This window comes from Lentzea guizhouensis, assembly GCF_001701025.1.
Lineage (GTDB): Bacteria > Actinomycetota > Actinomycetes > Mycobacteriales > Pseudonocardiaceae > Lentzea > Lentzea guizhouensis.
The window spans coordinates 2,550,948-2,569,390 of the sequence record NZ_CP016793.1 but is presented as its reverse complement, the minus strand read 5'-3'; the positions used below and the strand labels follow the sequence as shown (position 1 = coordinate 2,569,390).

Sequence of the window (18,443 nt, the reverse complement as noted above, 5' to 3'; positions counted from 1 at the left end):
ACGCCCGTCACGTTTGAGCTGATCAGTCCTCGGACTTGCCCGACTGCAGGCCAGCCGAGATCAGGTCCATCACCGACGAGTCCGCGAGCGTCGTGACGTCGCCGACCGCGCGGTTCTCCGCCACGTCGCGCAGCAGCCGGCGCATGATCTTGCCCGAGCGCGTCTTCGGCAGCTCCGGCACGACCATGATCTGCCGCGGCTTCGCGATCGGGCCGATCTCCTTGGCCACGTGGTCGCGCAGCGCCTTGATCGCCTCGGCGCCACCGGCGTCCGAACCCGCGCCACCGCGCAGGATGACGAACGCCACGATGCCCTGGCCGGTCGTGTCGTCGGACGCGCCGACGACGGCGGCCTCGGCCACGGTCGGGTGCGACACGAGCGCCGACTCGACCTCGGTGGTCGAGATGCGGTGACCGGACACGTTCATCACGTCGTCGACGCGGCCGAGCAGCCACAGGTCGCCGTCGCTGTCGTACTTGGCGCCGTCACCGGCGAAGTAGAAGCCCTGGTCGGCGAAGCGCGACCAGTAGGTGTCGCGGTAGCGCTCCTCGTCGCCCCAGATGCCGCGCAGCATCGACGGCCACGGCTCGTCGAGCACCAGGTAGCCACCGCCGCCGTGCGGGACCTCGACACCCTCGTCGTTGACGACCTTCGCGCCGATGCCGGGCAGCGGGCGCTGCGCCGAACCGGGCTTGGTCGACACGACACCGGGCAGCGGCGAGATCATGATCGCGCCGGTCTCGGTCTGCCACCACGTGTCGACGATCGGGGTCTTGCCGCCGCCGACGTTCTCGCGGTACCAGATCCACGCCTCCGGGTTGATCGGCTCGCCGACCGACCCCAGCACGCGCAGCGACGACAGGTCGTACTTGGCCGGGATGTCCGCGCCCCACTTCATGAAGGTGCGGATCAGCGTCGGCGCCGTGTAGTAGATGGAGACGCCGTACTTCTGCACGATCTCCCAGTGCCGGCCCTCGTGCGGGGTGTTCGGCGTGCCTTCGTAGACGACCTGCGTCACGCGGTTCGACAGCGGGCCGTAGACGATGTAGCTGTGGCCGGTGACCCAGCCGATGTCCGCGGTGCACCAGTACACGTCGGTGTCCGGCTTGAGGTCGAACACGTTGTGGTGCGTGTACGACGCCTGCGTGAGGTAGCCGCCGGACGTGTGCAGGATGCCCTTCGGCTTACCCGTGGTGCCCGAGGTGTAGAGGATGAAGAGCGGGTGCTCCGCGTCGAACGCCTCGGGGGTGTGCTGGTCGGACTGGCCGTCCACCAGCTCGTGCCACCACACGTCCTTGTCGGTCCACGCGACCTCGGTGTCGGTGCGCTTGACGACGATGACCTTCTCCACCGACGGCGCGCCGGCCACGGCCTCGTCCACGGCGGGCTTGAGCGGCGCCGGGTTGCCGCGGCGGTACTGGCCGTCGGTCGTGATCACGAGCCGGGCCTCGGAGTCCTGGATGCGGGTGCGCAGCGCCTCGGCGGAGAAGCCGCCGAACACGACGTTGTGCAACGCGCCGACGCGGGCGCACGCGAGCATCGCGAAGATCGCCTCGGGCACCATCGGCATGTAGATCGCGACGCGGTCCTCGGCGCCGATCCCCAGCGACGTCAGCGCGTTCGCGGCCTTGGAGACCTCGCGCTGCAGCTCGGCGTAGGTGATGGCGCGGGAGTCGCCGGGCTCGCCCTCCCAGTGGATCGCGACCTGCTCGCCGTGGCCGGACTCGACGTGCCGGTCGACGCAGTTGTAGGCCACGTTGAGCTTGCCGCCGACGAACCACTTGGCGAACGGCGCGTTCGACCAGTCGAGCACCTGGTTCCACTTGGTGTCCCAGTGCAGCCGCTCCGCCTGCTTCGCCCAGAACGCCTCGCGGTCGGCCTTCGCCTCCTCGTACAGCTCGGGCTTCGCGTTCGCCTGCGCCGCGAACTCGTCCGAAGGCGGGAACGTCCTGCTCTCCGTGAGCAGGTTGTCCAGGGCGTTGCCCTGGCCTGGCGACTGCGTCATGGTGCGAGACCTCCTGGAAAGTCCAGACCGGTTGGGGATGCGGGTACTGACCGTAGTGCGAGCCAGTTCACTCCAACAGGCTCCTCCCCCGAAAGGTTCAGACCAATCTTGGGAGGTTGGTTACACGGCTGACACTGTGTAACCCGTTTTGTCTGGTCCAGGCACGTGTGGCGCGTTGAACGGGCGCGGTTGCGCGCTCAACGGTCGCCCAGTGAGCTGGGTCACGCGTTTCACCTGGTCAGGTACTCTGCGCAACCGTGACCGACCCACTCGCTCCGCTGCTTTCCTTGCCCGGTGTGGCAGATGCTGCGAACGCCGCAAAGGACGCCGTCTTCCAGGTGCACCGCCATCGGGTGAACCTGCGCGGCTGGGCCACGACCGCGGCCGAGGCGTCGGTCCGCGCGGCCCGTGCGTCGGCGGCGCTGGAGGGCGGTCCGACCGAGATCCCGGCGTCCGGCGAGGTCTCCGACCCGGTGCTGGCCGGCTCGTTGCGGATCGCGGAAGCGTTGGGCGGGCTGGTCGCGGTGTGGCAGCGCGCGCCGCTGCAGGCGTTGGCGCGGTTGCACGTCCTCGCCGCCGCGGACCTGACCTCAGAGGTCGGCCGGCCGCGGGTCTCGCAGGACGTGTCGCAGCGGCTCGACCTGCTCGGCTCGCTCGTCACCGGTGGCACGTCGGTGCCGGCACCGGTGCTCGTCGCGGTCGTGCACGGCGAACTGCTCGGCCTCGCCCCGTTCGACGTCGCGAACGGCGTCGTGGCCCGCGCCGCGGCGAGGCTGACGTCGATCTCCACCGGCCTCGACCCGAAGGGCCTCGGCGTGCCCGAGGTGCACTGCCTGCGCAAGTCCTCCGAGTACGAGGCCGCCTCCGTGGCGTTCGCATCGGGTGAGCTCGACGGCCTGGCGCAGTGGATCCTGTTCGTCTGCGCGGCTTTGGAGTCGGGCGCCCGCGAGGCGAAGAGCATCGCGGACGCCGCGCTCACCGGATGACGTCGGCCAGGACCTCGGCGGCCTTCACCGCGTCCTCGTCGGTCACGTAGAGCGGCGCGAACCCGAACCGCAGGACGTCGGGCGGCCGGTGGTCGCCGATGACGCCGCGGTTGACCAGCTCGTCCATGACGTTCTTCGCGTCCGGGCAGCGCACCGAGATCTGGTTGCCGCGCTGCTCCGGCGTGACCACCTCGAGGTCCGTGAGCTTCTGGACGTGCTCGCGGAACAACGCCGTGAGCTGCAACCCGCGCTGCCTCAGCTCGGCGAGGTCCACGTCGTCCCAGACGTCCAGCGCCGCGTCGAGCGCCAGCATCGACAGGATGTCCGGCGTACCGACCCGCGCCCGGACGATGCCGGGATCCGGCTCGTAGGACGGCTGCATGCCGAACGGCTCGCGGTGCCCGTTCCAGCCCGACAGCGGGTTCTCGAACGTGGCCTGCTTCGCGTGCGGCACGTAGATGAACGCCGGCGAGCCGGGCCCGCCGTTCAAGAACTTGTAGGTGCAGCCGATCGCGTAGTCGACGTTCAGCGCGTCCAGCTCGATCGGCAGCACGCCCGCGCTGTGGCAGAGGTCCCAGACCACCTGCGCGCCAACGGCATGCGCTCGCTCGGTGTGTTCCGCCATGTCGAGCAGCTCGCCGGTGCGGTAGTCGACGTGGTTGAGCAGCACCACCGCGGTGTCCTCAGTGAGGTCCAAAGAGGACGGACGCGCTGGACGGATCTTCAGCCCGGTCAACGACGCCACGGACTGCGCGATGTACCCGTCGGTCGGGAACGTCGACTCGTCGACCACGATCTCGGTGCGGCCGGTGCCCTTCACCGCGCCCATCAACGCCTTGAACACGTTGACCGACGTGGAATCGCCGACGACGACCTGTCCGGGTGCGGCGCCGACGAGCCTGCCGATCCGGTCACCGATCCGTTGCGGTGCCTCCCACCAGCCTTCGGACCACGACCGGATCAACCGGGTGCCCCACTGGTGCTTCACGACCTCCTGGACACGCTCGGCGACGTGCTTCGGTGGTGCGCCGAGCGAGTTGCCGTCGAGGTAGATGACACCTTCGGGGATGTCGAACAGCTCGCGCCTCACACGTAGCTCCTCGCCGTCCAGAGTTCGGGGAACACCGACCGTTGGGTGCGCTTCTCCAGCCAGGCAACACCAGCCGACCCACCCGTGCCCACCTTCGCGCCCATCGACCGCCGGGTCGCGAGCAGGTGGTCGTACCGCCACCGCGCGAACTCCTCGGCGATGTCGGTCAGCGCCTCGCCCAGCTCCAGCAGGTCGCGGTCGTCACCGCGGTAGATCGCCGCCCACACCTGCTCGACCTCGGCGGACGGCTCGTAGGCCTTGGTGAGGTCGCGGTCCAGCACGGCGTCCGGGATGTCGAACCCGCGGCGCTTCAACGCGGCCAGCACGTCGTCGTACAGCGACGGCTTCGAGAGCGACTCCTCCAGCTGCGCGTGCATCGCCGGCACCGCGCGGTGCGGCACGAGCATCGACGCGGACTTCTCGCCGAGCAGGAACTCCATCTCGCGGTACATGCCCGACTGGAAGCCGGAGCCCTCGCCGAGCGCGTCGCGGAACGAGTTGAACTCGGTCGGCGTCATCCTGGCGATCGGCCGCCACGCCGCGGACAGCGCCTGCAGGTGCAGGTCGGAGCGTCGCAACGTGCGCACGGCCGCGCGCAGGTCGTCGGCGCGCAGCTCGGTCTGGGCCTGGCGCCACTCGAAGCAGAGCAGGCCGAAGTACAGCTCCATGACCTGCGTGATGACCAGGAACGACATCTCGCGGGGATCTTTGGACCACTGCTGTTGAAGGGTGTGCAGCACCGACGCGTGCACGTAGTCCTCGTACGGCGTGGTGCCGCCGAAATCCAGCTTGGGGGACACGGGGCAGCTCATGCCTCAATCCTCGCGCGCGGGTCGCGCCACCTGAATGGGCGACGAAAGGCGTTCGGCTCGAATCTCTTCCGAACGCAAAACAAGTGGCCGAGTAGCTTTGCGTTCATGTTGGACGAGGTGGACAAGGCCCTGTTGGAGGCACTCCAAGAAGATGCGCGCCTGTCGTACAACGAGCTCGCGCGCCGGGTGCACGTCTCGCCGCCGACGGTCGCCCAGCGCGTGCGGCGGTTGGAAAACATGGGTGCGATCACCGGCTATCGCGCCGTGGTCGACCCCATCGTCGTCGGGCGTCCTGTCGTCGCGTTGGTGCGCATGAAGTGCTACGGCCCGCGGTGCATCACCGTGCATCCCGAACTGCTGGACGACCTGCCCGAGGTGATCGAGGTGGTCCGGTTGACGGGGGACATCTGCTCGGTGGTGAAGGTGGTCACCACGTCCATCCTCGAGCTGGAACGGTTGCTGGTCCGGTTGGCCTCACACGGTGAGACGTCCAGCGCAATGGTGCTGTCGACGCCGATCCCGTGGCGTCCGGTGCTGCCGGGATAAGTGGAATCCTAGATTCCAATTAAGCTAGCCTCGATCGGGTGAGGCTGACGAAAAGCACTGACATCGCGCTGCGGATCGTGATGAGACTTGCGGTCGTGGACGGCTCGGAGCACCCGACCACGCGTGACGTCGCCGCGGTCATGGGCGTGCAGTACACCCATGCGGCGAAGGTCGTGGCGCAGCTGCAGCACCTCGGTGTCGTGGAGGCGCGGCGTGGCCGGGGCGGTGGTCTGACGCTCACCGCCGCGGGCCGGGCCGGTTCGATCGGCCGGTTGATGCGTGAGCTGGAAGGCGTCGGGGACGTCGTGGACTGCGAGGGCGAGCTGCGGTGCCCGCTCAGTTCGGCCTGCCGGTTGCGCCACGCGTTGCGCCAAGCACAGGAAGCCTTCTACGCCTCGCTCGACCCGTTGTCCGTCGGGGACCTCGTTGCCCAACCCACCGGTCCGGTCCTGCTCGGCCTGGGGATGAAGTGAGGAGCTCGTCGATGCTGTCGGAGAAGTCAGCCGAGCTGGTCGAAGCCACCCTGCCCGCGGTCGGCGCCGCCATCGGCGAGATCAGCGAGCTGTTCTACCAGCGCATGTTCGCCGAGCACCCGATCCTGCTGCGGATCATGTTCAACCGCGGCAACCAGGCCAACGGCACCCAGGCCCAGGCGCTCGCCGGTTCGGTCGCGGCGTTCGCGTCCGGTCTGCTCGCCGGGCAGCGGCCCGACGCGATGCTGCGCCGGATCGCCCACAAGCACGTCTCGGTCGGCGTCACGTCCGGCCAGTACGCGGTGGTGCACAAGCACCTGCTCGGTGCCGTCGCCGAGGTCCTGGACGTGTCGGACGAGGTCGCGGCGGCCTGGAGCGAGGTCTACTGGCTGATGGCCGACACGCTGATCGGCCTGGAGCGGTTCCTGCCCAGGGGCCAGCAGGACCACCGGGTGATCGCCCGCTTCCAGGAGACCGACGACGTGGTGACGTTCGTGGTCAGACCGGTCGACGGTCCCGTCCCGGCGAGCCGTCCTGGCCAGTACGTGTCGGTGCAGGTCCCGCTGCCCGACGGCGCCAGGCAGATCCGCCAGTACAGCCTCTCCGGCCGCACCGACGACGCGCTGCAGTTCTCCGTGAAGCGCGACGGCGAGGTGTCGAACCACCTGCACGACCACGCGCCGGTGGGCAGCACCCTGCGGCTCAGCCAGCCGCTCGGCGACGTGACGCTCCAGCCCGGCGACGGCCCGGTGCTGCTCGCCTCCGCGGGCATCGGCTGCACGCCGATGATCGCGATGCTGGCCGAGCTCGCCGCCACCGGCTCGCCACGCCGGACCATCGCGGTGCACGGCGACCACGACCAGCTCAGCCACCCGTTCCGCGCGGGCCTCGCCCAGCTCGTCGCCAAGCTGGAGAACGCGCAGGCGCACGTCTTCTACGAATGGCCGATCGGGGAGTGGCCGGCCGAGCGGACCGGGTTCGTCGACCTGCGCGGCATCGACGTTCCCGCGGACACCACCGCGTACCTGTGCGGGCCGGTGCCGTTCCTGCGCGCGGTGCGGTCGCAGCTGCTCGCGGCAGGTGTCACCGACATCCACTACGAGGTGTTCGGGCCGGACGTCGTGTCAGCCGGCTAGCCGGTCCAGCGCGTTGCGGACGTGCCCGTTCGTGTCCTCCAACGCGGCCGCGGCCCGTTCCGCGGGCACCCCGGAGAGCAGGTGCACCAGCGCCACCTTGAGGTCACCGGACGAGTCCGCCAGCGCCTGCTCGCAGTCGTGCTCGGGCAGCCCGGTGGCCTCGTGCAGGATCCGGATCGTGCGGCCGCGCAGCTTGGCGTTGGTGGCGCGCATGCTGACCATCAGGTTCGAGTAGGTGCGGCCGAGCTTGACCATCACCGCCGTCGAGAACGAGGTCAGCACCAGCTTCTGCGCCGAGCCCGCCTTCATCCTGGTCGAGCCGGCGATGGCCTCCGGGCCGGTGTCCAGCGCCACGAGGACGTCCGGCGTGATCGGCACGGAGGCGTTGTTCGAGATCAGGACGGTGGCGGCGCCAAGCGTTTGCGCCTCCTGCAGCGCCCCGATCACGAACGGCGTGCGCCCGGACGCCGTGATGCCCACGACCAGGTCTTTCGCGGTCGCGTGGCGGCGGATCTGGGTGGCGCCGGAGTGGTCCTCGACCTCCTCGACCGCGCGGACCAGTGCCTCCGGGCCGCCGGCGTGGTGGGCGACGAACCAGTCCGCCGGCGCGTTGAACGTGGGCACCAGCTCGGCGGCGTCCAGCGTGGCCAGCCGGCCGGAGGTGCCCGCGCCGACGTAGTGCACCCGGCCGCCGGACGAGATCGCGGCGACGCCGAGGTCGACCGCCCGCGCGAGCTCCGGCAGCACGGCGGCGACGGCGTCGGGGACCGTGCGGTCCTCGTCGTTGATCATCCGCAGCACGTCGACCGTGGGCACCCGGTCGATGTCGGCCGTGCGCGGGTTCCGCTGCTCCGTCGGAGATTCCACGCGCACCCCCACACCGTTGTGGGGCGAGGTCATTTAGTCGTCTCCCGCGGCCGCCGGCGCCCGTCTGGTCTGGCGCCGAGCCGGTGGCCGGACACCGCCTCGTAGGTCGCCTCCAGCGCCGTCTTCGCCGTGTCGACGTGGTGCTGGGCCACGCCGATGAACAGGCAGTCGATCACGGTCAGCTGGGCGATGCGGCTCGCCATCGCACCGGAGCGGAACGTGGTCTCGCGTGCCGCCGTGGTGAGCACGTGGTCGGAGACCTCGGTGATCGGCGAACGCGGGAAGTTCGTCAGCGCGACGGTCGTGGCGCCGGTCTCACGGGCCACCCGCAGCGCCTCGACGGTCTCGGAGGTCGAGCCGGTGTGCGAGATGCCCACCGCCACGTCCGCCTCGGTCAGCACCGCGGCCGAGGTCAGCGCGATGTGCGTGTCGTTCCACGCGAAGCAGGTCAGCCCGATGCGGTGCAGCTTCTGCTGCAGGTCGAACGCCACGAAGGCGCTGGCACCGAAGCCGTAGACGTCGACGCGGCGGGCGCCCGCGACGGCCTCGACGACCTTCGCGAGCGACTCCACGTCCAGTTGTTCCGCGGTCTCCTCGACCGCCCGCGCGTCGGCGAACGCCACCTTGCCGACGACCTGGCGCAGGTCGTCGCCGGGGCCGATGTCGCCGCCCATGTCGTGGTTGGCCCTGGCCTGGCTGCGCGCGGTGTCCGCGGCGAGCGCGATGCGCAGCTCCGGGTAGCCGCCGACGCCGATGGCCTTGCAGAACCGGGTCACCGTGGTCTCACTGGTGCCGGCCTGCTCGGCCACCTCGGTGATGCTGCGGTGGGCGACAGTCCCGGGGTTTTCCAGCACCACCTTCGCGACGCGCTGCTCGGCGCGCGCGAGACCCGGCAGCAACGACCGGATCTTCACCAGCGGACTGGACTCGGCACTGTTTTCAGTGGACACGTGGGAAACTTACTAACCGCCACTCCCAGGGTCAACGGACTGTGTCCGAAAGTCACCCTCTCGGCCAGTCAGCGGATGTCCGGCTTCTTCCGCGTCGACACCGCGATCCGGTTCCACGAGTTGATGGTGAAGATCAGCGCGATGAGCTGCGCCAGCTCCTCCTCGCCGAAGTGCTCCGCGGCCCGCTCGTAGACCTCGTCGCTGACGTACTCGTGGCTGCTCAGGACCGTGATGGCCTCGGTGAGCCTCAACGCGGCCTGCTCCTTCTCGGTGTAGAGGTCGCCCGCTTCCTCCCACGCGTTGAGCAGGTAGATGCGGGCCTCGGTCTCACCGCCCTTCCGCGCGTCGACGGTGTGCATGTTGAGGCAGTACGCGCAGTGGTTGAGCTGCGAGGCGCGGATGCGGACCAGCTCGGCGAGCTGCTCGTCGAGGCCCTCGCGGGCGGCGGCGTCGAGGGCGATCATGGCGCGGTAGACCTTCGGGGCCTTCTTGGCGAGGTCGATTCGGTTCGTCATGTCTGCAAAGTTAGGCCGCTGATTGGCCCTGGGCATGGTGCAATCTGATCGTGGAATCGTGGGCCAATCTTGACTTCCACCTCGACCTGTCCGGTCCGGGTGGATTGCGGCACCGGTTGACGGCGTCACTGCGCGACGCGGTCCGGTCGGCCCGGCTGCCACCGGGAACGCGGCTGCCGGCCTCCCGTTCGCTCGCCGCCGACCTGGGGATCGCGCGCAACACCGTCGCCGAGGCGTACGCCGAGCTGGTGGCCGAGGGGTGGTTGACGGCTCGGCAGGGTTCGGGAACCGTTGTCGCGCAACGGGTCGAGCCACCGCCGCCGGTGCAGCGCCGGGTCGCTCCGGACGACGTGCGGTTCGACCTGACCGTCAGCACGCCGGACGTGACCGAGTTCCCGCGGGCGGAGTGGATCCGCTCGACCCGGCGGGCGTTGACGGCGGCGCCGTCGGAGGCGTTCGGGCCGGGTGATCCGCAGGGGCGGATCGAGCTGCGGGTGGCGCTCGCGGAGTACCTGGCGCGGGCACGGGGCGTGCGGGCCGATCCTGAGCGGATCGTGGTGTGCTCGGGGTTCGGTGGCGCGGTGCAGATGTTCGACCGGTTGCTGACGCCGCCGGTGGTGGTGGAGGAGTACGGGCTGGGGTTCCACCGGTCGCTGTGGACGTCGACGGTGCCGCTGGCGGTCGACGACCACGGGGCGAACACCGAGCAGCTGCCCGATGAGCTGCGTGCGTGCGTTTTGACGCCGGCGCACCAGTTCCCGTTGGGCGGCCCTCTGCACCCACGGCGGCGCGCGTCGGCGGTGGAGTGGGCACGGCGCGTGGACGGGCTTGTGCTGGAGGACGACTACGACGGCGAGTTCCGCTATGACCGGCAGCCGGTCGGCGCGGTGCAGGGGCTCGATCCGGATCACGTGGTGTACCTGGGCACGTCGAGCAAGGCGTTGACGCCGGCGTTGCGGATCGCGTGGGCGGTGCTGCCGGACCGGTTCGTGGACCCGATCCTGGCGTTGAAGACCAGTCGTGAGCAGCACATCAGCATGCTGGACCAGCTGACGTTGGCCGACTTCCTGGAATCCGGTGCGTACGACAGCCATGTGCGGCGGATGCGGTTGAAGTACCAACGGCGGCGTGACCGGCTCGTGGAGGCCGTCTCGCCGTACGTCGAGATTTCGGGCATCGCGGCGGGAATGCACGCGGTGCTCGACACCCCACACGAGACGGCCATCGTGCAGAAGGCGCGCGAACAGGGCGTTGAGGTCAGTCCGCTGTCGTGGTTCCGGCATCCGTTGAGCACGGACGACCGGACCGGGGTGGTGGTGAGTTTCGGAGCGCCCGCGTTCCCACGGGCGCTCGACACGTTCGCGTCGGTGCTAGCGGCGTGCTGCTGACCAGCCCTCGGCGGTGACATCACCGCGTGCGTGGACGTAGACACCACGGCCGTTGTACTGACCGGCCTTGGTGTAGACGAACCGCGTCTTCTTCTGTTCCGTGGCGACCCATCGGCGCTCGGTGGTGGTGATCGTGCGGACGTCCTGCCACACGGTGCCGTCCCAGTGCTGGACGGTCAGCTTGTCGCCCTTGTCGACGTCCACGAACACCTCGACCGGGCGGTCCGCGGTGAGCGTGCCGCCGGAAGTCGTTGCCCGCCACTGCTTTCCGTTCGCGCGGACGGCCAGCGCATTGGCCAGACCGTCCGCCACGGCCCGGCGCGCGGGATTGATGCTGCCCCAGTCGCGGGACGGGTGCACCCGGTTGGTCAGCAGGATCGCGATGCTGCGCGAGGCCTTGTCGATCACGAACGACGTGCCCGTGTAGCCCGTGTGGCCCGCGGTGCCGGGACCGCTCAACGCGCCCATGTACCAGCGTTGGTCGAGCTCGAAGCCGAGGCCGTGGGCGTTGTCGGGGAACTGCTGGTTGAAGTTCGTCAGCATCAGCTCGACGGAGTGCTCGCTGAGGACGCGGCGGCCGTTGTAGGTGCCGCCGTTGAGGATCGTCTGGCCGAGGATCGCGAGGTCCTTGGCGGTGCCGAACACGCCCGCATGGCCGGCCACTCCTCCGAGGGACCACGCGTTCTCGTCGTGCACCTCACCGCGGACGATGCCCCGTGGCGGGGTGGCCTGGAACTCCGTGGCGGCCGTGCGGTCCTTGTCCTGCGGGTTGTAACCGGTGTCCTTCATGCCGAGCGGGCGGGTGATGCCGTCTTCCACCGCCTCGTCGAGCTTCTTGCCGCTGACCCGGTGGACGATCTCCCCGAGCGTGATCAGATTCAGGTCGGAGTAGACATAAGTGGTGCCGGGCGTGGACTTGGGCTTCACGTCCATCACGCCCTTGATGCGGCTGGGGATGTCCGGGAAGCGCGACCACAAGGGGATGAACGGCTCAAGGCCGCTCGTGTGTGTGAGCAGCTGCTTGACGGTGATGTTCTCTTTGCCGTTCACGCCGAACTCGGGCAGGTAGTGCGCGACCTTCTGGTCGATGTCGACGCGGCCCTGCTCGACCTGCTGGATCACCGCGATCGAGGTGAAGAGCTTGGAGATCGAGGCCAGGTCGAAGATCGTGTCCTTGCGCATCGCGACCCGGTCGTCGTCCGGCAGCTGCGTCTGCTGGTCCTGGTAGAGCACGGCGTACCCGGTGCGGTCGTGCGTGACGATCTTGCCGTCGTGCACGTACATCGTGACGGCACCGGGGAACAGCGGCTTGCCGTTGGCCTGGGGTTTGGTGAAGTCGCGGACCTGGCGCAGGGCGGCGTTGATCGGCGCCGGGTCGAGGTGCGCCCAGTACGGGTTGGACGGCCGCAGCGTCGTCCGCTCGTGCGCGAAACCGTCCTGCGGCTGGTCGAAGTGGCCGGGGATCGCGACCGTCACGAGTGCGACGGCCAGGGCAGGGATGAGCATGGCGTCCTCACCGGTAGCGCAGGTAGGGCAGGCGGGTGCGGCGGAACTGCTGCAGTTCGGGTTGCCAGGCACCGACGACGTCGTCGACGGTCGCGTTCGCGTCGATCATCTTGCGCAGCCGGTCGGAGCCGCTGAGCTTGTCGATCCAGTTGTCGGGGCGCCACGCGAACACGCTCGGGTACAGCGACCTCGCGGTGCTGATCATCGCGACGGCGGCCCTGATCGCGTCGAACTCGCGCGGGTCGGTGACGGACACGGTCACGCCGCCGCAGGTCTTGCCCTGGAACTTGTGGAACGTGGGGGAGAAGTAGGTCTCGCGGAACCGGACGCCCCTGAGGTTCATGGCGTTCAGCGCCTCGGCCCAGCGCCAGTCGATGTCCGGCGCGCCGACCGTCTCGAACGGGCGGGTCGTGCCGCGGCCCTCGGACAGCACGGTGCCCTCGAACAGGCAGGTGCCGGGGTAGACCAGGGCGGTGTCCCGGGTGGGCACGTTCGGGCTCGGCGGGACCCACGGCAGGCCGGTGTCGAGCTGGTCGCGTCGCCAGCCGCGGACGTTGACCACCTCGAGGCCGGTCTTGACGCCGAACTCGCCCACGTAGAAGCGGGCCAGCTCGCCGACGGTCATGCCGTGCTGCTGGACGATCGGCTTGAGGCCGACACCCGTGGCGTACGCGGGGTCGAGCTGCGGGCCGTTCGCCTTGCCGCCGATGGGGTTCGGGCGGTCGAGCACGATGAACTTCAGGTTCGGCGCGGCCTGCATCGCCGTGTACAGCGACCAGATGTAGGTGTAGAACCGCGCGCCGACGTCCGCGATGTCGAACACGACCGTGTCGATGCCGGCCTTGGTGAACATCGCCGCGAGCTTGGTGGCGTTGGCGCCGTACGCGTCGTACACGGGGATGCCGGTGCGTGGGTCCTGATAGTCGCCCTCGGAGCCGCCGGCCTGTGCGGTGCCGCGGAAGCCGTGCTCCGGGCCGAACACCGCGGTGGGCTTGGCGTCGTGCGCGACCATCGAGTCGACGATGTGCGTCTGGTCGTCGAGGATGCCTGTCGGGTTCGTGAGCACGCCGAACTTGCGGCCCTTGAGCTTGCGCCAGCCGTCGTTGGCCAGCTGCTGCGCTCCGGTCGTGAGCCTGCGTTCGGCGTTGGCGGTCTCGGTCGTGAGGAGGGGGACGGACAGAGCTGCGCTTGCTGCGAGGAAGTGCCGCCTTCTCACCAGGTCACTCCGTGTCCGAACGGGTAGGGGGTGGGACCGGGCACCGCGACGGGCAGCTTGCCCCGCGGTGTCGTCTCGCCGAGCAGGACCTTGGCGACCGCCTCCATCGACACGGTCGTGGTCGAGTAGGTGGCGAGCCAGGTCTTCGCGTCGCTGTGGGCGACGTCGTAGGGGTTGCCGGTGGCCACGGCGATGACCGGCTTGCCGGTGGCGACGAGCTTGGCGAGCAGGTCGAGCTGGGCCGGGCGGGTGCTGAGGTTGTTGGTCAGCACGACGATCTTGTCGGCGCTCGCGGCCGCGGTCAGCGCCTGCTGGGTCTGGGCGGGCGTGGGGCTGGTCGCGGTGACGACCTTGGTGGCCTTGAGCCTGGTCGCCAGCGCCGTGGTGGGTGCGTCGCTCGTGCCGACGACCAGGGGAGCGGTGGCTTTCAGCGGGATCGCCTGGCCGTCGTTGCGCACGGCGGTGATGGTGCGGTCGGCGATGAGCTGGGCCTTGGCGGCGTTCGAGCCGACGACCTGGTCGACCTTGTTCTCGTCGGCCTGGGTGTTGAGCATGACGCCGCGCAGGAGCTTCATCTTGAGGATGCGCAGCACGCTCTCGTTGATGCGCTGCTCGGAGATCTCACCGCTGCGCACGGCGGCGATGACGCTGTTGACGGCGAGGCCGAGGTTCGGCGGCATCAGCAGCTGGTCGACACCCGCCTTGATGGCGAGCACCGGGATCTCGGCGTCGGAGTGCAGCTTGCGGACGCCCGCCATCTCCAGCGAGTCGGTGACGATCACGCCGTCGTAGCCGAGCTCCTCGCGCAGCAGACCGGTGATGACCCGCGGCGACAGCGTGGCCGGGTTGCCGGACGGGTCGATCTGCGGCACCTGGATGTGCGCGGTCATGATCGAGTCGACCTTGGCGGCGATGGCGGCCTTGAACGGCGGCGCGTCGATCTCCCGCCACTGGTCCAGGGTGCGGTTCGACACCGGCAGGCTGGTGTGGCTGTCCTCGGACGTGTCGCCGTGGCCGGGGAAGTGCTTGGCCGTCGCGGTGACCGAGGTCGGGCTGAACCAGCGCTGCTCGTAGCCCTCGACCTGGGCCTTCGTCATGTCGGCCGCGAGCTTGGGGTCACTGGAGAAGCTGCGCACGCCGATGATCGGGTTCGCCGGGTTGGAGTTGACGTCGGCGTCCGGCGCGAAGTTCTGGTTGATGCCCATCGCGCGCAGCTCGGCCGCTGCGATGCGGGCGGCCTCCTCGGCGTCCTTCACCGACCGGCCGGCGCCGAGGGCCATGTTGCCCGGCAGCTGGCTGAACGGCGGGCCGATGCGGGTGACGAGACCCATCTCCTGGTCGGTCGAGATGAGCAGCGGGATGCTGCTCGCCTTCTGCAGGCCGTTGGAGAACCGCGCGATCTGCTTCGGGGTGTCGATGTTGTCGCGCGAGGAGTTGTTGAAGTAGATGACGCCGCCGGGGTGGTACTTGCGCACCATCTCCGCGGGCGTGTCGACACCGAAGTCGGTGCGGTTGCGGGGGTGAGCGACGTCGGCGGCCTGGCCGTTGACGAAGGTGACGAAGAGCTGGCCGACCTTCTCCTCCAGCGACATTCCGCCCAGCGTGATCACCGAGGCGTCCGCTCGCGGTACCGGCACGAGCGTGAGCAACGCGGTGACCAGGGTGAGCGCGGCGATTTTCCGCACGGTGTCGTGCCTCCCGGTGATCTTCCCACAAGGTAACAGGCTTGTTATGCAAGTTAGTGACAGCAAGCCTATGGGTCAACGGGGGCGCATTCTGCCGACGCGCCGAGTTCTTCACAGGAAGCGCGCGGGTCTTTCACACAAAAGCAGACGGGGCACCCCACGAATGGGGCGCCCCGTCTTCAGCGCGGGCTTGCGAGTTACCAAGCGTGCAACTCGTGTCGTACAACCCTGGCCTCGGCGTCCGGCGTCCCGATACGCAGGCCCTAGACGACAAGCCTCCCGCGGCGTGCTGCGCGTGGGTACTCGAAGTCCGCGCACGGAGCTCTGCCGGGGTGGAGTCTGGCTTCTCTTCGCCAGGTCCCTGGCCGACCGGAGGTCCGCACCACCTATTTAAGTGCGTGGGCCCGGTCACAGCAAGGGCTCGGAAGGGTGCACCGTTCAAGCCACGTTCAGTAGTGAAAGTCCTGGCGTTTCAGCGTTTGTGAGGTTCCGCCCGCCTCCGGGTACCGCTGACAGGGCGGCGGCGTGCACCCACGCGGGCACCACGTGTGCGCCCCGTTGCCGCTACTGCTCGGTACGTGTCCCGAAGGCGTTCGATCGGGTTCTCGGGCTTGACTCAGTCGCCCTTGCGCCTGCGGCGCAGGCCGTACCAGGCGGCGCCGGCGGCCGCGACCGCGCCGAGGCTGATCGCCGTGACCGCGACCGTCTTGCCCGACGGGGTGGGGATGCGGCTCCGCAGGCTCACCGGATCGGTGAACTGCTGCACCGGCCACCCCTTCTGGGTGGCGATCCGGCGCAGCCCGCGGTCCGGGTTCACCACGTTCGGGTGACCGACGACCTCGAGCATCGGGATGTCGCTGACCGAGTCGGAGTAGGCGTAGCAGGTGGCGAGGTCGTACCCGCGTTCCGCGGCGAGCTGTTTGATCGCCACCGCCTTGTTCTCGGCGGCGCAGTAGAAGTCGACGTCGCCGGTGTAGCGGCCCTCGTTCACGACCATCCTGGTGCCGACCGAGTGGTCCGCACCGATCAGCTGTGCAATTGGGGCGACCAGTTCTTCGCCCGAAGCGCTGACGATCACGACGTCGTGGCCTTCGGCCTTGTGGTCGGCGATGAGCTGCGTCGCCTCCTTGTAGACCAACGGGTCGACGATGTCGTGCAGGGTCTCGCTGACGATGCTGCGGATCTGCTCGACGTCCCAGCCCGCCGCCAACGCCGTGATGTGCGCGCGCATGCGGTCCATCTGGTCGGCGTCCGCTCCCGCCAGCATGAACACGAACTGGGCATATGCGCTCTTCAGCACCGCTCGGCGGTTGATCAGCCCCTCCTGGAAGAAGGGACGGCTGAACGCCAGCGTGCTCGACTTCGCGATCACGGTCTTGTCGAGGTCGAAGAAGGCGGCGGTCCGGCTCATGGGGTCAGCTTAGGTGTACTGGTCAGTAGGCCGTTCGGGCGGCATTTCGCCCTTGGACAAAACTGTTGTGCTGCACGGTTACCGAAACTTGCCCCACGGCTGTTGCGGAAGTTGCGCGCGGCACTGGCGCATGGGGATACAGTAGGAGAGTCCGGTTCGACGGACGGGTTCAGTCCGACCCCCCGGGACTGAACCATTGACGACCCCCGTCCCTCCCCCCTGGCGGGGGTCGTCCCATATCCCGGGCACGTTTCCCGGCGACCTCGACTGGACCTCTGCGGGCTTTCAGCCCCCAACCCTCCAGACTCGCACACAGGCCCGACACTTCCGGGCTCCCGGCGTTCCGAAGATCGCGACTTGTCCACACCCCGCGATCTGTCCACATGTCGATCTTCGCCTGTTGTGTCGTTCATCACGACCGACGACCGTTGATCCCATGACCCACCCCCTCGCCCTGGTCACGGACCCGCACCTGCTCGACGAGGTCCTCCGCCTGGCAGCGGCCGCCGACTGCCCGCTCTCCTGCGTCCCCGACGTCCCGGCCCTGCGCCTGGCCTGGCACGCGGCCCCGCTGGTCGTCCTCGACGCCGCCGCCCTGCCGTCCTGCACCGCCGCCGACCTCCCCCGCCGCCCCGGCGTGGTCGTCGTCCACGGCGGCGACCCGCCCTGGCCCCTGGTCGTCGCAGTCGGCGCCTGCGCCCTGCTCGAACTCCCTGCCGAGTCCGACACCCTGGTCGCCCTCCTCACAGACGTCCGCGACGGCCCACCCTCCACGCAGGGCCGCGTCATCTCCGTCATCGGCGGCCGCGGCGGCGCCGGCGCCTCCGTCCTCGCCACCGCCATCGCCCGCGAGTCAGCCGCCGCCGGCACCGAAACCCTGCTCGTCGACTGCGACCCCCTCGGCGGCGGCCTCGACCTCACCCTGGGCGCCGAGTCGACAGCAGGCGCCCGCTGGCCCTCCATCCACTGCACAGCAGGCCGCGTCCCCATGTCCTCCCTCCGCACCGCCCTCCCCACCCCCTCCGACGGCAGCGGCGGCGGCAAGGCCGCCGCGAGGCCTCGCAAAGCCGCACCCCTGAGCGTCCTCTCCTGCGACCGCACCGCCTCACCCCCGGAACCTCAAGCGGTCACCGCGGTCCTCGACGCCGCCCGCCGCTCGGGCTGCACCGTCGTCTGCGACCTCCCCCGCCACCCCACCCCAGCCGCCACGGCAGCCCTTTCCCGCACCGACCTCACCGTCCTGCTCGTCCCAGCCGAACTGCGCGCCACCGCCGCCGCCACCCGCGTCGCCACCCACCTCCGCACCACCGGCACCCCGGCCCACCTGGTGGTCCGCGGCCCTTCCCCGTCAGGCCTGACCCCAACCGCCATCGCCTCCGCCATCGGCCTCCCCCTCCTCACCCACATGCGCCCGTAACCAGGCCTCCCCGACGCCCTGGACCGCAGCACCTTCCCCCGCAACCCCAAGGGCCCGCTCGCCACTGCCGCCCGCCAAATCCTGGCCGCCCTCCACCCCTGACCCCGCGCCATCTCCCGTCCCGCTCCGCCCACGTCCGCCACCGCACCTGCTCGAAAGGCACCACCTCCATGCCGCGCCTGCAGCTCGCCCTCCGCATCCGCATCTACTCCCGCATGCTCCTGAACCTCGTCCTCTACGGCCGCACCACCAAACCCCCTTACAAATTCCGCAAACCCCCACCCTGACCCACGCCCGCACACCCGCACCCACCCGTAATCTCCTGCGCCGCAACGCTTTGCGCACCGCGACCGCAACCGCAGTCGCGCCGCACCCGCCGAACCGCCAGCCGCGTTGTGCGCGGAGGTGTGCGCGTTTGGCTGCCTCGCCTCAGCTGCCGC

The 18,443-nt window shown here is 69.6% G+C and carries 16 protein-coding genes; 6 read left to right on the top strand and 10 right to left on the bottom strand.

Annotation, left to right across the window (positions count from 1 at the left end):
• Positions 1-22 precede the first annotated feature (22 nt).
• Positions 23-2,005, bottom strand: coding sequence for an acetate--CoA ligase (acs, locus tag BBK82_RS12855; RefSeq protein ID WP_065915224.1), 1,983 nt, complete (start codon positions 2,003-2,005; stop codon positions 23-25).
• Between the two features lie 257 nt (positions 2,006-2,262).
• On the opposite strand from acs, the gene BBK82_RS12850 reads away from it, so the two are divergent.
• Positions 2,263-2,991, top strand: coding sequence for an oxidoreductase (locus BBK82_RS12850; RefSeq protein ID WP_065915223.1), 729 nt, complete (start codon positions 2,263-2,265; stop codon positions 2,989-2,991).
• Here the strand turns inward: BBK82_RS12850 and kynU are convergent.
• A complete protein-coding gene (gene kynU / locus BBK82_RS12845; RefSeq protein ID WP_237048161.1) occupies positions 2,981-4,081 on the bottom strand; it encodes a kynureninase in 1,101 nt (366 codons plus the stop codon). The two genes, BBK82_RS12850 and kynU, sit on opposite strands and share 11 nt — an antisense overlap.
• Positions 4,078-4,893 carry a tryptophan 2,3-dioxygenase gene (locus BBK82_RS12840; RefSeq protein WP_065915222.1) on the bottom strand — a complete coding sequence of 272 codons (816 nt, stop codon included), beginning with the start codon at positions 4,891-4,893 and terminating at the stop codon, positions 4,078-4,080. The genes kynU and BBK82_RS12840 overlap by 4 nt, the downstream gene beginning before the upstream one ends.
• A gap of 105 nt (positions 4,894-4,998) precedes the next feature.
• Here BBK82_RS12840 and BBK82_RS12835 point away from each other — a divergent pair, with 105 nt between their 5' ends.
• The 3 genes from BBK82_RS12835 to BBK82_RS12825 are packed head-to-tail and all read left to right on the top strand — an operon-like array spanning position 4,999 to position 7,048.
• Entirely contained in the window at positions 4,999-5,439 is a 441-nt protein-coding gene (locus BBK82_RS12835) for an Lrp/AsnC family transcriptional regulator (protein WP_218920610.1), read from the top strand.
• 38 nt (positions 5,440-5,477) lie between these two features.
• Positions 5,478-5,912, top strand: coding sequence for an RrF2 family transcriptional regulator (locus BBK82_RS12830; RefSeq protein ID WP_065915221.1), 435 nt, complete (start codon positions 5,478-5,480; stop codon positions 5,910-5,912).
• An 11-nt stretch (positions 5,913-5,923) separates the two neighbouring features.
• On the top strand, positions 5,924-7,048 hold the full coding sequence (locus BBK82_RS12825) for a globin domain-containing protein (RefSeq protein ID WP_065921019.1): 1,125 nt from the start codon (positions 5,924-5,926) through the stop codon (positions 7,046-7,048).
• Here BBK82_RS12825 and BBK82_RS12820 read toward each other — a convergent pair.
• The 3 genes from BBK82_RS12820 to BBK82_RS12810 form a co-directional block, all read right to left on the bottom strand.
• Entirely contained in the window at positions 7,037-7,948 is a 912-nt protein-coding gene (locus BBK82_RS12820; RefSeq protein ID WP_065915220.1) for an N-acetylmuramic acid 6-phosphate etherase, read from the bottom strand. The two genes, BBK82_RS12825 and BBK82_RS12820, sit on opposite strands and share 12 nt — an antisense overlap.
• Positions 7,945-8,865, bottom strand: coding sequence for a MurR/RpiR family transcriptional regulator (locus BBK82_RS12815; RefSeq protein WP_065915219.1), 921 nt, complete (start codon positions 8,863-8,865; stop codon positions 7,945-7,947). Before BBK82_RS12815 ends, BBK82_RS12820 begins: the two co-directional genes overlap by 4 nt.
• Before the next feature lie 68 nt (positions 8,866-8,933).
• Positions 8,934-9,380 (bottom strand): carboxymuconolactone decarboxylase family protein, encoded by a 447-nt coding sequence (locus BBK82_RS12810; RefSeq protein ID WP_065915218.1) that lies wholly within the window; start codon positions 9,378-9,380, stop codon positions 8,934-8,936.
• Between the two features lie 50 nt (positions 9,381-9,430).
• On the opposite strand from BBK82_RS12810, the gene pdxR reads away from it, so the two are divergent.
• Positions 9,431-10,768: a MocR-like pyridoxine biosynthesis transcription factor PdxR gene (gene pdxR / locus BBK82_RS12805; protein WP_237048160.1), complete on the top strand. Its 1,338-nt coding sequence runs from the start codon at positions 9,431-9,433 to the stop codon at positions 10,766-10,768.
• On the opposite strand, the gene BBK82_RS12800 is transcribed toward pdxR, so the two are convergent.
• From BBK82_RS12800 to BBK82_RS12785, 4 genes are all read right to left on the bottom strand, one after another.
• Positions 10,751-12,274, bottom strand: a complete 1,524-nt coding sequence (locus tag BBK82_RS12800) for a serine hydrolase domain-containing protein (protein ID WP_065915216.1) — start codon at positions 12,272-12,274, stop codon at positions 10,751-10,753. The two genes, pdxR and BBK82_RS12800, sit on opposite strands and share 18 nt — an antisense overlap.
• A gap of 7 nt (positions 12,275-12,281) precedes the next feature.
• Entirely contained in the window at positions 12,282-13,490 is a 1,209-nt protein-coding gene (locus BBK82_RS12795; protein ID WP_237048159.1) for an exo-beta-N-acetylmuramidase NamZ family protein, read from the bottom strand.
• Complete coding sequence (locus BBK82_RS12790; RefSeq protein WP_154697980.1) at positions 13,487-15,082, bottom strand: glycoside hydrolase family 3 protein; 1,596 nt, start codon at positions 15,080-15,082, stop codon at positions 13,487-13,489. The genes BBK82_RS12795 and BBK82_RS12790 overlap by 4 nt, the downstream gene beginning before the upstream one ends.
• Before the next feature lie 709 nt (positions 15,083-15,791).
• Positions 15,792-16,586, bottom strand: coding sequence for an HAD-IB family hydrolase (locus BBK82_RS12785; protein ID WP_065915214.1), 795 nt, complete (start codon positions 16,584-16,586; stop codon positions 15,792-15,794).
• Positions 16,587-17,022: 436 nt separating this feature from the next.
• Here BBK82_RS12785 and ssd point away from each other — a divergent pair, with 436 nt between their 5' ends.
• A complete protein-coding gene (ssd, locus tag BBK82_RS12780; RefSeq protein WP_237048158.1) occupies positions 17,023-18,003 on the top strand; it encodes a septum site-determining protein Ssd in 981 nt (326 codons plus the stop codon).
• The last annotated feature ends 440 nt before the right edge of the window (positions 18,004-18,443 follow it).

What these genes read in the sequence shown, in the direction of transcription:
- BBK82_RS12825 (WP_065921019.1), top strand. Translation starts at nt 5,924, where the DNA reads ATGCTGTCGGAGAAGTCAGCCGAGCTGGTCGAAGCCACCCTGCCCGCG.
- BBK82_RS12835 (WP_218920610.1), top strand. Translation starts at nt 4,999, where the DNA reads ATGTTGGACGAGGTGGACAAGGCCCTGTTGGAGGCACTCCAAGAAGAT.
- ssd (WP_237048158.1), top strand. Translation starts at nt 17,023, where the DNA reads ATGACCCACCCCCTCGCCCTGGTCACGGACCCGCACCTGCTCGACGAG.
- BBK82_RS12820 (WP_065915220.1), bottom strand. Translation starts at nt 7,948, where the DNA reads ATGACCTCGCCCCACAACGGTGTGGGGGTGCGCGTGGAATCTCCGACG.
- BBK82_RS12840 (WP_065915222.1), bottom strand. Translation starts at nt 4,893, where the DNA reads ATGAGCTGCCCCGTGTCCCCCAAGCTGGATTTCGGCGGCACCACGCCG.
- BBK82_RS12800 (WP_065915216.1), bottom strand. Translation starts at nt 12,274, where the DNA reads ATGCTCATCCCTGCCCTGGCCGTCGCACTCGTGACGGTCGCGATCCCC.
- BBK82_RS12810 (WP_065915218.1), bottom strand. Translation starts at nt 9,380, where the DNA reads ATGACGAACCGAATCGACCTCGCCAAGAAGGCCCCGAAGGTCTACCGC.
- BBK82_RS12790 (WP_154697980.1), bottom strand. Translation starts at nt 15,082, where the DNA reads ATGTCGCTGGAGGAGAAGGTCGGCCAGCTCTTCGTCACCTTCGTCAAC.
- BBK82_RS12785 (WP_065915214.1), bottom strand. Translation starts at nt 16,586, where the DNA reads ATGAGCCGGACCGCCGCCTTCTTCGACCTCGACAAGACCGTGATCGCG.
- acs (WP_065915224.1), bottom strand. Translation starts at nt 2,005, where the DNA reads ATGACGCAGTCGCCAGGCCAGGGCAACGCCCTGGACAACCTGCTCACG.